The following is a 13121-nucleotide window of genomic DNA, read 5'->3' as shown; positions in this document are numbered from 1 at the left end:
TGGCGGTGGGGGTCAAGTTATTTGTTTATATGAACTAGATTTTTGATTTTTTATTATGATTCTTTACATTTTATATCTATGTAAATCAGTATTTTGCATGGTTATTTGTCTGGGTGTAAGTTATTTCCATCAAAACATTAAACTGTAGTGATAATTATTTACACTTGTTGTTTTAAGTGTTTCTATGTCGCGGTTATTGATTGAGCTATTTATTAGGAAAGGAAGGGATCGCTGAAACGCGGCTAACAATGGGCGGTAAGCCAAGCCCTTTTGGTATTGATGCCTGCGAGCTTGATACGGCTATTGCCATGATTAGAGATATACCCACACTAGCGGGTAAGCCGCAGGTGGATCTGATGGGCTTTCACTTTCATCTTATGTCTCATCAACTTGATGTTGAACGTTATCTTTCGTTAATGAAGTTGTGCTTTTCGATTGGTTTATCTTAGTGGGTGAGCCATCATTGAGGGGGATGGTATTTGGTCTAGTCTGGTGTCGACTATGCTTTAATCCCCGTTATTGCCCAGCTAAGTGACTTTAGCGCTACACTCTGTGATATATATCGGTGAGTTAGAGCGCTAATGCAGCGAATATTGAAAGGAGGAGTATAATAACGGGCGCGATCACTTACACCAATACTTGGCGTGTATTCGCAATGTAGTGATGGACCTGAGCCTCTGTTTCAGTATCAAGCATCTCTTCTGGTTTACGACCATTCGGGCAGGGCATATTCGATGTTGTGCCAAACACTCTGCAGATCAACGGTCGTTGCTTGTAAACTTTGCAACCTTTAGGGCCCAAATGTACGCAGTTCCACTCTTCTAATGCGGCGTCATGTTCAGCATCTGTTTTCACTGGCAGACACGACATCTCTTCCGAAGACGTCGTTACCGGTCCACAACAATCGTGACAACCTGGCACACATTCGAACGTTGGAATGCGCTCACGCAGACGGGTGACAATCTCTAGATTATTATTCATTCATGCCTAACTGTTGTGCATTTCTCCCTTATTATAGTCGTATACCTAAGTCACTAAAAGGTTAAGTTTGCAGCGCGTCATAGCGCCCTCTAATAAGTGCTGCATCAAGTCTTAATGGTTTAGGTGAGTTTCGCTATTTGTTAAGGCTGGCTAACTTGGCTTAGCCAATACTTGAACTGGCTGGGGAGTTGCCCTGTCCAGCGTTTAAATGAACGTCTAAAGTTATTGCCGTCGGCAAATTGTAGTTGCTTGGCAACGGTTAAATTATTCTCACCAGAAATTGCGAGTAGGAAGATAGCTTGTTGCATATTGGCCTGATCTTGCAGTTGTTGAAAACGAATGTCATACGCTTTGAGTCGGCGCTTTAACGTGGCTGGGCTGAGGCTTAATTGTTCCGCTATCTGTGGCAGTGTGTATGATCGAGTTTTTCGCCTTATGAGCAATAAACGGATGGCTGCGGGAAGTCCTATTCGATAATGGGCTGCTTGCTTCTGCTGTTTAACTTGTTGGCGGGCGAGTTTAAGCCCTTGTGAGTTTGCCAGTTCGAATGGATGTTGGTGTATGTCTGGGTCGTAGCTAATCACGCAGATAGGTTGATTAAATGACAAGTCTTCACCCAAATATTTGTAGTATTGATCTAATAACTTAGGCGCTGTATAAGGCAGTGAAAAGTGGCCTTGCCATGTGTTATGGCTCAGCTTTTTATAGGTTGATACTAAACTTGAAAGCGTCAATTCAATAAAAAAACGCTGCTGCCGCTGAGCACCAATATCCAATTGCAGTAGCAGGTGTTGTAAGTTTTCAGTGCGCCAATGCCACCCTTGCAGCCATGGTTGACTAGCCCAATGATATTGATGCCAAAAGTTCTGCATTTGCGCTAGGCCATCGCAGCAAAAAAGCCCATTGGTGAGTGAACCGCTTTGCACCGGTAGCCATTGCTGCCCGAGTAAAAATGCCAAGTCATCGCCTGGCCATAGGGCGAGTGCATTGTCGATTAAGCTCATGAGTTGCAAGGGGCTAATCTTGTGGTCGATGAGTTGTAAATCTTGCCTGAAAATACCTGTTCCTTTGAGCAAGCGGTTTACATCGAGCTGTCGATATTCAAATATCGCCACGATACTGGTGATCAGCAGTTGGCTATCAATACATTTGTCTTGAGCGTAGGCAATGGACTGCATCTAGACCGCCTTAGGCCAAGATCTTGCTTGTTTGACGCGTTCCATCTCTCTATTTATCTGACTGATCAAGTTCTCTGCATCGGCAGCGGCTGACTCTGTGTGTGGATCATAGTGAACATAGGCACTACTGGCTTGGCAACCAAACCGAGCGATTGCTAGTTGCAGCTCTGCTGCCATCGCTTGTGAGAAGGATGCTGAACAGTGAGGTAGTAAAATAATGAAACGGTCGCCAGCAAATCGGCAGACGAGGTCTTGGGAGCGCAGTTGGCAAGTGAGCATTTGGGCAATATTGGCGAGTAACTTATCACCTTGGTGGAAGCCGTCGCGTTGATTAATCTCAGAAAAATTGTCGATATCAATCATGATCAAGCTTATTGCGTTATTGCGGTTGAGTACTATTTGGTGACGTATTGCGCGGGCATCATAGATCTTAGTCACCCTATCTACGAGTTTGTGCTGACGAAAAAACTGCTCTCGAGTGCGTAGCTGCTCATTAATGGTGATCTGTTCTTCGCGCCACAGCCATAAGCCACCCGTTAGTGTAAGCAAGCCGATAGGGGTTGGTAGCTTTTCAAGAAAGGCGAACCAAAAGGGCAGACTGTGGTTAATAAAAAACTCATCGAGCAGATCCATATAACAGCCCAAGCTATAACCTAGTAAACCGAAGATTAGCAGTTGAGTGACTTTGCCTCCCGGACGAGCTTGCAACACTAGTGCAAGCCAACTTAACCCAAGCAGCAGCAAAGCACCCTCTGTCGCGACATCAAGCCAATCAATACTACCGCTAACTTTGGTATCGGCCTGTAACAGACAGAGGCTGAGCAATATGCCGCTAAGCAAGAGGATGCCTAGAGTAAACTTTGAGGTAACAAATTTATGCATGCTGTGTATGTTCGTGAGCTGAGTATTGCGTTTAACGTACTGCTATTTCATGACGACTTTATGATCCTTTTAGTCGTCAAATTGGCTCAATGGATGTTCAGCACTGGGGGAACTTTTTTAATATGGCGACTACTCGTAGGCAACTGTAGATGTACTAGTTTGAATGTATTTCATTTAGATACAGCGGTTTAAGTACAATGTTCTTGTTTTATTACTTGCCTCCTACTCGAGGTTCGCGACTGTAATTAGCAGTCAAATAAGCTCAGTTGCCGGTAAAGTAGTTCAAAAATCCTCCTTTTTGCCCTATTCAAATATCGACGTCACGCAATTGTCATCAGTCTATTTTAGATTTGCCTGCAAATAACCCATATAACGCAAACTAAAATAGGAATTTAACCACATGAAGCAGCTCGGTTCGCTATCACCGCTCTACCTTGCACTTTTTGCCGCCAGCTTAGCTTTTCCATCAACCTCATGGGCTGGAAAAGTCGAAGGTGCGATTACAGATGAAGCGACAAAAATGCCACTGGAGGGAGCGCTCATCAGTATTGAAGAGCTAAACCTCAAGCAGGAGTCGAGTCGTGATGGTCGCTTTTTTTTCCAAGAGGTACCCAAGGGACAATACACTTTAGTCGTGGAGTATTTGGGAGGAACCACTTACCGGTCGCAGATCCAAGTGGGTGAAGTTAGCCTGATCAATAAGCAAATTGAGCTGAAAGGTCAGGGGGTAGAGCATATTCAAGTTGTTGGTCAACGAGGTGCATTGAGTAAGTCTTTAAACCGCCAGCGAGCGGCTGACAACTTAGTCAGCGTATTGAGTGCGGATGCGCTGGGTAACTTTCCCGACACCAATATTAGCGAGGCTTTACAGCGAGTTCCTGGCGTCTCTATTGAGCGCGATCAGGGTGAAGGCCGCTTTGTTCGCATCCGCGGAATGGCACCAGATTATAATGCGGTATCGATGAATGGCACGCGCTTACCATCACCAGACAGTGACCGCCGCGCGGTGGCGCTGGATGTGGTGCCATCTGACTTGTTGCAATCTGTTGAGGTAACTAAAACCCTAACGCCTGATATGGACGCCGACTCTCTCGGTGGTGCCATTGAAGTGAAAAGCCTATCGGCTTTTGACCGTGACGATACCTACTTTAATGTGAGTGCTGAAGGCAGTTTTGATGAGATGACCGAAAGTGTTAATCCTAAACTTGCGGGCAGTTATAGCGACATTTTTCAAGAAAACCTCGGCGTTGCCATTGCTGCGAGTTGGTATAACCGCGACTTTGGCTCTGATAATGTTGAAACCGGTGGCAACTGGAGCTTTGATGACCCAGCAGTGTTAGAAGAGGTTGAGCAGCGAGATTATCAAATCAATCGCGAGCGAGTTGGGCTTGGCGCTAACCTTGATTTCAGACCCAATGATGACAATGACCTGTTTTTACGCACGTTGTATAGTGGCTTTGTCGATACCGAAACCCGTAATGCTAACGAGATAAAATGGGATGATGGCACCTTACCGGACAGTCCTAATACTGCAGAAGCGACCCGTTCGTTGAAATCACGAGAAGAAGATCAGTCGATCATTTCAATCGTGCTTGGGGGTGAGTCTAGGTTCGACACATGGACACTTAACTACCAGACGAGTTGGAGCCGAGCACAAGCGGATAAGCCACGTTATATAGGGGGAGCTGACTTTGAAGGCGAATTCGATGATGTTGCTTACCAAGATCCCACAGTTCCAATAATCTCAGCATCTGAAGGGTTCTACAGCGCTGATGAGTACCAGTTAGATAAAGTCGAAATAGCAGAATCCAACACCGTCGATACCATCACATCAACTAAGTTTGATTTAAGTAAAACATGGCGGGTGGCAGAAAGGCCGGTAGCGCTAAAGTTTGGTGCAAAGTACAGTGCTCGTGCTAAAGAAAACCGTGAAGATATTTGGATCTATGAGGATTTCGACGAGCAAGGTATTAGCGATGAACAGTTGGCTATGAGTCAGTTTTCAGCTGCAGAACCTAATTATAATCTCGGTCGATTTGGGCCCTCTATTGCTGCTGATCCCATTTGGGATTTGGTTAATAGCATGAATGATACCGTTGCAAAAGATGAGATTGAATCGCGGATTAATGACTTTAATATCGACGAAGATATTACCGCTGCTTACCTTATGGGCCATATTGATATCGATAGTCTCCGCCTACTAGCGGGTGTGCGCTTTGAACACACAGCTGTGCAGTCGCAAGGCTCTGGCTTTGATGAAAGTAAAGATGATTTCTTTGCCAATAACACCGACCGTGATTATCAGCATTGGCTACCTGGCTTCCACCTTAACTATAAGTGGAGTGATAAAACGGTAGTGCGTGCATCATGGACTAACACGATTGTACGTCCCACATTTGGTCAATTGGCACCCGGTTACTTAATTGAGCAAGATGACGATGAGTTAGAAGCGAGCTTTGGTAACCCGGATCTAGAAGCATTAGAAGCCATGAACTGGGATTTCAGTATTGAGTACTACATGGGCGGCCTCGGGGTTATCTCTGCTGGTGGCTTTTACAAAGATATTACCAATTTTATCTATGAAGCAGATTTAGCTGGCTATGGTAAATACCAAAATTTTGACAAAGCAGAGACCTTTGTTAATGGTGACGAAGCGGATATTTTAGGGCTAGAGCTGGCTTATGTGCAGGAGTTTGGGTTTATGCCTGAAGGCTGGCGCGGCCTTATCTTTACCAGCAATCTAACCTTGAGTGATTCAACTGCGCATATCAGTTGGCAAGATGATGGTGAACAGGGACGCGACATTCCATTGCCTAGTCAGTCAGAACTTACCGCAAACGCGTCTTTTGGGTATGAAAATCCCTATGTGAGTGTGCGCCTTTCTGCAGCCTATAAGTCTGAATATTTGGTTGAGGTCACAGAGTTGGATGATGCCGATTTTGATATCTACCAAGATGCACATACCCAATGGGACTTTGTTGCCAAAAGCTTTATCACAGAAGAGATCACTGTCTATTTTAAAGCGATAAACATTACCGATGAACCTTTCTATGCCTATACCCGAGAGAGCCGTTATAACGCCCAATACGAAGAGTATGGCCGTACATTCCAGCTAGGTATCCAGTTCATCAACTTTTAAGGTTAGAGGTTCACATGATTAACACCAAAAACATAATAACGACAGTAGCAGCCACTCTTTTTAGTTGTCAGCTCGGAACCGCGATGGCCAATCCCGTAGCGCAGCAAGTCAGAACGGCTTTACAGGGACCTATCGGGGCAAGTGAGATGGCGATGTGGGATCAGCGAGCACTATTTGCCAGTGAGCGCCTAGGGTTAGTAATTGAAGATAAGCAGCTATTAAAAGTCATTGTACCGGGTCAGTTTGAATATTTGGCAGTGCATAAAGATATCGCACTCACTTACGACACTGAGATAGATCAAGTGCAAGGGATTAATTTGAGCCTAAGCAATACTCAACGTTTGTCACTGCTGCCAAAACGCTCATTTCAAGTCGAGTGGCTATGCTTGCAACCACGCCAAGCGGATAAGAATCTCTATGCGTGGTTAGGGGATGATGCAGGGCATGTGGAGCAGTGGTTACTGTCGTCTGATGGACAATGGCAACCACAATTAGTACGTAATTTGTCAGTATCGATGGGCGCATTGAAATGCGCCGTCGATGATAATGAGCAGTTATATGTACTCGATAATCATCAAGGTTTATGGCGTTATCCGGCAGCGCCGCATGTTGCGGCAGAATCTGCGCTTGCTATCTCTATGCCCGATAACGACTTATCTGGTTTAGTCATTAACGCTGGCCAGATAATGATGATGGATGAAAGCGGGCATATTTTTGATGCTAAGGGCGATAAAGTCGCAGCGCCTTTCAAAGGGCTGCAAACACTCGAAAGTCTGTACGTGACTGACAAGCAGCTTTGGGCTTATTCGGACGACGACGCTCAGTTCTATCAAGCGCCATGGCAGCCACCGACTAAAGTCGTGCTGGCCTCAAACGAGCTGATAAAAGAGATCCCAACTGCAGTAGAAAGTGATATTTCTGATAGAGCGGGCGATACCATGGACGACCCCGCGATATGGATTCACCCAACCACACCAGAAAAAAGCCGTGTACTGGGGACTAATAAACGTTGGGGGTTGTTGAGCTTTTCTATGCAAGGTGAGCAACAGCAGGCCATTGGTGCGGGGCGGGTCAACAATATCGACATTAGGCAAAGGGTGTTATTGGGCGGCGAGTACCGCGATATCGCCGTTGCCAGCAATCGTGATCGCAATAGCTTGAGTATCTTTAATGTCGATGAGCATGGTGTGCTTACGCAGCTACCGGAACAAGCGACCACGCTGAGCGATATTTATGGCCTGTGTTTGTATCAACCCAGTGAAGATGAGCTATATGTTTTTGCCAATGAGAAGTCAGGGTTAGTCAGTCAAATCGAACTAAAATGGCAAGATAATCATCTTAAAGCGACGCAAGTACGACAGTTCAGTGTCCCCAGCCAACCGGAGGGTTGTGTCGCCGATGATGCTAACAAACAGTTATTCCTCGGTGAAGAAAATGCGGGTATATGGGCCTATAATCTTGATGATAAGTCAGCAAACTTAAGCGGCAAGATGATCATTAAAGTGGGCGGGCCGTTGGTGGCCGATATCGAGGGAATATCACTTTATCAAGCTGACAGTGAAACGGGCTATTTAGTGGTATCTAGCCAAGGCAATGATAGCTATTTGCTGTACAACAGCACCGCACCTTATGCCTATGTTGATCGCTTTCGAATTGGCATTAATGCAAGTAAGGGTTATGACGGCAGCGCCGAAACTGATGGACTCGATGTGACCTCAAGTGCGGTTGGGAGTGGGGTTTGGTCACAAGGCATGATGGTGGTGCAAGATGGCCGTAATCGAATGCCGGACCAGAATCAAAATTTTAAGTGGGTGCCTTGGAGTGAGATTAGCCAAAAATTGCAGTTAGGAGCTAAGGACTAAGCAAGTCCAATGATTAGCTAGCATCGCTTCATCCATAACGTCAAAACGGAAATACTGCATTGAAGATTGATTCAGTATTTTTTTTAATTTTCATGTTCTCTGTATTTAAAAGCCTTAATCTCGACTAACGATACGGTACAAACTTGATGAGTATATTCGACTTTTACTTGCAGATTAGTGCTTTGAAGCATACGTTAATACCTTGATAATTTGAGCTTTAGCAAGTGCAATGCAATAAGGACGGTTAATGTGCGCATACTCATTTTTATATTCGTATTCTTTACTCTCACAGCTTGTGATAGTGGCGCAAAACATGTCGCATTGGGGAGCTTAGAGCGAGAACGGATCGCCCATACCGCGACCATTAATGAAGTTGTTGTCAGCCTTCCTGTCGCACAAGGGAGTATGGTTAGCAAAGGCGAAGTGCTAGTTCAATTAGATGATACCTTTCAACAATCACAAGTGTTAAAGGCGCTAGCTGATGTTGATCAAGCGGTTGCTAACTACGATAAATTACGAAAAGGCGCCCGTGAAGAGGAGATAGCCGCTGCCAGCGCGAATGTTGCAGGCGCAAAGGCTACGCTACTCGAAAGTGAAGCCAATTACCGCCGTATGCAGACCATGGTAAAAAACAACTTAGCCAGCAAGGCAAATCTTGACCGCGCCCTTGCGAGTCGCGATTCTGGTATCGCTAATCTAGAAAATACCCAAGAGCAATTACGAGAATTAACCTCCGGCACCAGAGAAGAAGACATTCGGTTTGCCAAGGCTAACCTCGACGCCGCCAACGCGGTGTTAGCAGGAGAGAAAAAGCAGTTAGCAGATTTAACGATTCGCGCGACACGAGACGGCATTTTAGATAATTTACCGTGGAATTTGGGTGAGCGTGTGACGCAAGGTAGCCCCCTCGCCATATTACTTGCGGGCAAAGCACCTTTTGCCAGGGTTTATATACCTGAGCCTTACCGGGTGAAAGTGAAGATTAACGATAATATGCTGGTGCATGTTGATGGAGTCGATAAGCCTATCATGGGGCACGTTCGCTGGATCTCAAATGAACCGGCATTTACGCCCTATTACGCGCTAAACCAAGAGGAACGAGCGAGGCTAATGTACCTTGCTGAGGTACAGCTACCCGATAGTGCCGCCTCTTTACCCAGCGGAGTGCCAGCACAAGTGGAGCTGCCATGAGTGACACTGTGATTCGGGCAACGCAGTTATGTCGTCACTTTGGTAGCTTAAAGGCAATTCAAAACCTTAATTTTGAGGTTGAAAGAGGGCAGATATATGGCTTTTTAGGCCCGAATGGATGTGGGAAAACTACTGCAATTCGCATGCTGACGGGACTCTTGTTACCCACTTCTGGAGAGGTTGAGGTACTCGGGCTAACACTGCCTAGAGATGCTGAAAAGTTGCGTTTGAAAATGGGTTATATGACGCAGAAATTCTCTTTGTACGATGATTTAACCGTAAAAGAGAATCTGCAATTCATTGCCAAAATATATGGTTTATCTCGCCATGATCAGCGTTCTCGAATTAATGAGTTGCTAAGTACCTATGGGCTCGACCAACGCGCGGGTCAGTTAGCAGGCAGCATGAGCGGTGGCCAGAAGCAGCGCTTAGGGCTTGCAGCTGCAACCATACATAAACCTGAATTACTATTTCTAGATGAGCCAACATCAGCCGTTGACCCTGAAAATCGACGAGACTTCTGGGAAAAGCTATTCGATTTAAGTGATCAAGGCACCAGTATTATTGTCTCGACCCATTATATGGATGAAGCGGAACGATGCCACAAATTGGCAATATTGGAAACGGGGATAAAGCGTGCTGACGGCTCTCCTGATGAACTTATGCGTGACATGGGGGCACATGTCGTTGAGGTTGAATCCAATAACTTGCGTCAACTTAAACAGCAACTCACCGCGTTACCAGAGGTGATCACCGCTGCGCAATTAGGTTCACGTTTACGGGTGTTGGTGAGCGACCGTTGCATTGATCCTATCGCATTTTTGGCACAGCATGAATCACTGGATAAACAGCAGTTACATATCGTGAGGCCAAGCCTGGAAGATGTGTTTGTTACCTGTACTGGTAAGGGGAGACAATGAAAGCACTGTATCGGATCCAAGCCATTGTCAGTAAAGAGTTAATCCAGCTAAAGCGCGATAGAATGACCTTTGGCATGGTGATAATGATCCCGCTTATTCAATTAATGCTATTTGGTTTTGCTATCAATACCAATATTCGAGATATACCCGTTGGTGTCATCGATCAAAGCCAAACAGCATTGAGTCGAGTGTTGGTACAGACTGTGCGGGCGACTCAAGTGGTGAAGTTTACCCAACATTTCTACGATATTGAATCTGCTAATGCCGCCATCGCTAGGGGAGAAGTGAGAGCCGTGTTAGTGATCCCCAAAGATGTGGCTCAGCGGTTGGTACGCCATCAGGCTGTTGGCTTAGGGAGTCCACCCTCGACTGATGAGGAGACAAGTCGCCCTGTTGCACAATGGATTGTAGATGGCTCAGATACGATGATCGCAGCGGCAATTAAAGGGTTACGCAATATGCCGTTAACTGAATTGTTGCGCTTGCCGAGTAATCGCTCAACGCCGACGTTTGAGGTGGCGCTGTTTTATAACCCAGAGCAGCGCACCGTGGTTAATATTGTTCCGGGTTTGGTCGGCGTAATCCTAACCATGACCATGATAATGTTTACCTCTGCGGCAATCGTGCGCGAACGAGAACGGGGCAACTTAGAGATGCTCATTACCACTCCCATTCGTTCAATGGAGTTAATGCTAGGCAAAATCATCCCTTATATGTTTATCGGAATGCTGCAAGTTACGATTATTTTAGGGATAGGTTACAGCCTGTTTAATGTGCCTATCAATGGTAGCTTAGCGCAGCTTTTTGGCGCTACACTCTTGTTTATTATGGCAAGTTTAACATTGGGGTTAGTCATTTCTACGATAGCAAAGAACCAGCTTCAATCAATGCAGATGACCATATTTGTATTATTACCTTCTATTTTGTTATCTGGCTTTATGTTCCCTTACGAAGGCATGCCAATTGAGGCGCAGTATATTGCTGAGGCATTACCAGCAACGCATTTTATGCGCTTAGTACGTGGGGTAATATTACGAGATGTGGACATTATTGACATGTCTTATGATGTGAGTTGGTTAGCTATCTTTACGGTTATAGGGCTAATTATCGCTTCACTTCGATTTAAAAAGAATCTGGAGTAGTTTCATTACTCGTTAATATATATTGATGAGTATGACATAAACATTAAGTGTTTTTTCCATCTAGGTATGCGGATAATATTTTAAGGATGACTTAATCTATGAAGGGTATGCTGCAGCGTAATTGTTTAAATAAGCAGCTATGTTAATACCGCTTCAATCGTTAATAATTGAAGCGGTATAGGATTAATTATAACCAAGGATATAACTCGGTGTTTCATCCTCCAGTTCTTCAGTGTATGACTGACTTTCCAGCAGTGTTGACTCCTCATTAGCTGTTTTTGACTGTTCAAATTCACCCTGTTTATATTTATTAATGACATATTTTTCCATTACAACTTCCTTTAATTTAACTAGCGCTCCCTTTATATATAGTTTAAATATTTGGCATTGAAAGCTTACTTGCTAATTAATTTAAGATTTACTAATTTAAAATACTCATACTGGGTAAGCTTACCGTTCTGCCGAAGGTATATTTAGACTGAAATAACCTAGAAATGCAGCAATGAGCAGGTTGAAGTAGAACGGGTATATACCCTATGGATTTATATGAAAGTTCTTTTTGTTTTAGTCTTTATTTTATTATTAAATGCCTGTTCCGGCGCACCTAGTCGCGACATAAGCAGCACAAACAATTCAAAAGTAACGGTAACGTTAGATAATGCTACCGCAGTAAAAATCCAATTAATGCAATTGTATAGCGAATGGAAAGGCACGCCTTATCGTTTCGGTGGTATGAGTAAACGTGGCATTGATTGCTCTGGGTTTGTGGCGCTAGGATTTCAAGATAAATTTGGCATAACCTTGCCCCGAACCACTGATGAACAAAGGGGCATCGGCCAAAGTGTGAGTAAAAGTCAACTTAGAGAGGGCGATTTAGTTTTTTTTAAAACGGGCTGGAGCACTCGCCATGTTGGTATCTACATTGGTAACCATCAGTTCTTACATGCTTCGACGAGCCAAGGTGTGATGATCTCTAGTTTGAACAATAGCTATTGGAAGCAAAAGTACTGGTTAGCAAGAAGACTCTAGGCTTGGTATTTTTTAGTTGGTTTACCGCATATATTGGATATTTATCAAATCTAGCTAGTTAACTTTATGCTACTTTATACGGCATCAACAGTTTTGACATTCGATGGCTGTTAGCCGCGAGTGATCTCGGAATAGATTAAAGTGAAAGGATAAAACAATGAGCAAAGCAAAAATTGGTATTGTTACGGTAAGTGACCGTGCTAGCGCTGGTGTCTACGAAGATCTTTCTGGTAAGGCGATTATTGAAGTGCTAAACGAATACCTTACATCAGATTGGGAGCCTGTTTATAAGGTGATCCCAGACGAAACTGATGTGATTGAAGCCACGCTAATTGATATGGCAGATGTGCAGAACTGCAGTTTGATTGTCACCACTGGCGGCACGGGTCCAGCAAAGCGCGACGTGACGCCTGAAGCGACAGAAGCGGTATGTGATCGCATGATGCCTGGCTTTGGTGAGTTGATGCGTGCCGAATCTTTAAAGTTCGTTGCTACGGCCATTTTGTCTCGTCAAACTGCGGGCCTTCGTGGTGACTCATTGATTGTTAACTTGCCAGGCAAGCCAAAATCAATTCGTGAGTGTTTGGATGCAGTATTCCCTGCTATTCCATACTGTATTGATTTGATGGATGGTCCGTTTTTAGAGTGTGACGAAGCGGTTATTAAGCCTTTTAGACCTAAAGCAAAGTAGTACCTACTCGCTTTATTGAATGCAAAGGCCCGAGTATGACTCGGGCTTTTTTGTGTCTGGAACACTTATGCCAAAACCCATGGATGGGTAGTTTTGGTATTTGTTT

Annotated in this window: 12 protein-coding genes; 8 read left to right on the top strand and 4 right to left on the bottom strand. The window is 44.7% G+C overall.

All coding sequences use genetic code 11. The features are described from left to right. Nucleotides 1-200: 200 nt before the first annotated feature. The gene (locus CXF86_RS11660) at nucleotides 201-449 is read left to right on the top strand and encodes a hypothetical protein (protein WP_145992383.1); all 249 of its coding nucleotides are present in this window, start codon (nucleotides 201-203) and stop codon (nucleotides 447-449) included. A gap of 178 nt (nucleotides 450-627) precedes the next feature. Here the strand turns inward: CXF86_RS11660 and CXF86_RS11655 are convergent, their stop codons facing one another. From CXF86_RS11655 to CXF86_RS11645, 3 genes are all read right to left on the bottom strand, one after another. Next, nucleotides 628-981 carry a YkgJ family cysteine cluster protein gene (locus CXF86_RS11655; protein WP_101091997.1) on the bottom strand — a complete coding sequence of 118 codons (354 nt, stop codon included), beginning with the start codon at nucleotides 979-981 and terminating at the stop codon, nucleotides 628-630. Nucleotides 982-1121: 140 nt separating this feature from the next. Then, nucleotides 1122-2159: an AraC family transcriptional regulator gene (locus tag CXF86_RS11650; RefSeq protein WP_101091996.1), complete on the bottom strand. Its 1038-nt coding sequence runs from the start codon at nucleotides 2157-2159 to the stop codon at nucleotides 1122-1124. After that, a complete protein-coding gene (locus tag CXF86_RS11645; protein WP_101091995.1) occupies nucleotides 2160-3041 on the bottom strand; it encodes a diguanylate cyclase domain-containing protein in 882 nt (293 codons plus the stop codon). It lies immediately after the preceding gene. Nucleotides 3042-3441: 400 nt separating this feature from the next. On the opposite strand from CXF86_RS11645, the gene CXF86_RS11640 reads away from it, so the two are divergent. The 5 genes from CXF86_RS11640 to CXF86_RS11620 all read left to right on the top strand — a co-directional run bounded on the left by CXF86_RS11640 (nucleotide 3442) and on the right by CXF86_RS11620 (nucleotide 11295). Further along, nucleotides 3442-6180, top strand: a complete 2739-nt coding sequence (locus tag CXF86_RS11640) for a TonB-dependent receptor (protein WP_102039057.1) — start codon at nucleotides 3442-3444, stop codon at nucleotides 6178-6180. A gap of 14 nt (nucleotides 6181-6194) precedes the next feature. Continuing rightward, the gene (locus CXF86_RS11635; RefSeq protein ID WP_102039056.1) at nucleotides 6195-8042 is read left to right on the top strand and encodes a phytase; all 1848 of its coding nucleotides are present in this window, start codon (nucleotides 6195-6197) and stop codon (nucleotides 8040-8042) included. A gap of 249 nt (nucleotides 8043-8291) precedes the next feature. Beyond that, entirely contained in the window at nucleotides 8292-9233 is a 942-nt protein-coding gene (locus tag CXF86_RS11630; protein WP_102039055.1) for an HlyD family secretion protein, read from the top strand. Further along, nucleotides 9230-10153, top strand: a complete 924-nt coding sequence (locus CXF86_RS11625) for an ABC transporter ATP-binding protein (RefSeq protein ID WP_102039054.1) — start codon at nucleotides 9230-9232, stop codon at nucleotides 10151-10153. The genes CXF86_RS11630 and CXF86_RS11625 overlap by 4 nt, the downstream gene beginning before the upstream one ends. Further along, a complete protein-coding gene (locus CXF86_RS11620) occupies nucleotides 10150-11295 on the top strand; it encodes an ABC transporter permease (protein ID WP_102039053.1) in 1146 nt (381 codons plus the stop codon). The genes CXF86_RS11625 and CXF86_RS11620 overlap by 4 nt, the downstream gene beginning before the upstream one ends. A gap of 183 nt (nucleotides 11296-11478) precedes the next feature. Here CXF86_RS11620 and CXF86_RS22735 read toward each other — a convergent pair whose 3' ends face one another. Further along, complete coding sequence (locus tag CXF86_RS22735; protein ID WP_157822927.1) at nucleotides 11479-11625, bottom strand: hypothetical protein; 147 nt, start codon at nucleotides 11623-11625, stop codon at nucleotides 11479-11481. Between the two features lie 216 nt (nucleotides 11626-11841). Between CXF86_RS22735 and CXF86_RS11615 the strand changes: the two genes are divergently transcribed. Then, entirely contained in the window at nucleotides 11842-12324 is a 483-nt protein-coding gene (locus CXF86_RS11615) for an NlpC/P60 family protein (protein ID WP_102039052.1), read from the top strand. Between the two features lie 157 nt (nucleotides 12325-12481). Continuing rightward, complete coding sequence (gene mog, locus CXF86_RS11610; RefSeq protein WP_101091988.1) at nucleotides 12482-13015, top strand: molybdopterin adenylyltransferase; 534 nt, start codon at nucleotides 12482-12484, stop codon at nucleotides 13013-13015. The last annotated feature ends 106 nt before the right edge of the window (nucleotides 13016-13121 follow it).

Origin of the sequence: Shewanella sp. GutCb (assembly GCF_002836135.1) — a bacterium.
In the GTDB taxonomy this organism is placed as follows: Bacteria; Pseudomonadota; Gammaproteobacteria; order Enterobacterales; family Shewanellaceae; genus Shewanella.
The sequence above is the reverse complement of the archived record's forward strand: the minus strand, read 5'-3'. Positions and strand labels throughout refer to the sequence as shown.

Coding starts and splice junctions, on each gene's coding strand:
- CXF86_RS11635 (WP_102039056.1), top strand. CDS start 6,195: ATGATTAACACCAAAAACATAATAACGACAGTAGCAGCCACTCTTTTT.
- CXF86_RS11655 (WP_101091997.1), bottom strand. CDS start 981: ATGAATAATAATCTAGAGATTGTCACCCGTCTGCGTGAGCGCATTCCA.
- CXF86_RS11615 (WP_102039052.1), top strand. CDS start 11,842: ATGAAAGTTCTTTTTGTTTTAGTCTTTATTTTATTATTAAATGCCTGT.
- mog (WP_101091988.1), top strand. CDS start 12,482: ATGAGCAAAGCAAAAATTGGTATTGTTACGGTAAGTGACCGTGCTAGC.
- CXF86_RS22735 (WP_157822927.1), bottom strand. CDS start 11,625: ATGGAAAAATATGTCATTAATAAATATAAACAGGGTGAATTTGAACAG.
- CXF86_RS11620 (WP_102039053.1), top strand. CDS start 10,150: ATGAAAGCACTGTATCGGATCCAAGCCATTGTCAGTAAAGAGTTAATC.
- CXF86_RS11645 (WP_101091995.1), bottom strand. CDS start 3,041: ATGCATAAATTTGTTACCTCAAAGTTTACTCTAGGCATCCTCTTGCTT.
- CXF86_RS11625 (WP_102039054.1), top strand. CDS start 9,230: ATGAGTGACACTGTGATTCGGGCAACGCAGTTATGTCGTCACTTTGGT.
- CXF86_RS11640 (WP_102039057.1), top strand. CDS start 3,442: ATGAAGCAGCTCGGTTCGCTATCACCGCTCTACCTTGCACTTTTTGCC.
- CXF86_RS11650 (WP_101091996.1), bottom strand. CDS start 2,159: ATGCAGTCCATTGCCTACGCTCAAGACAAATGTATTGATAGCCAACTG.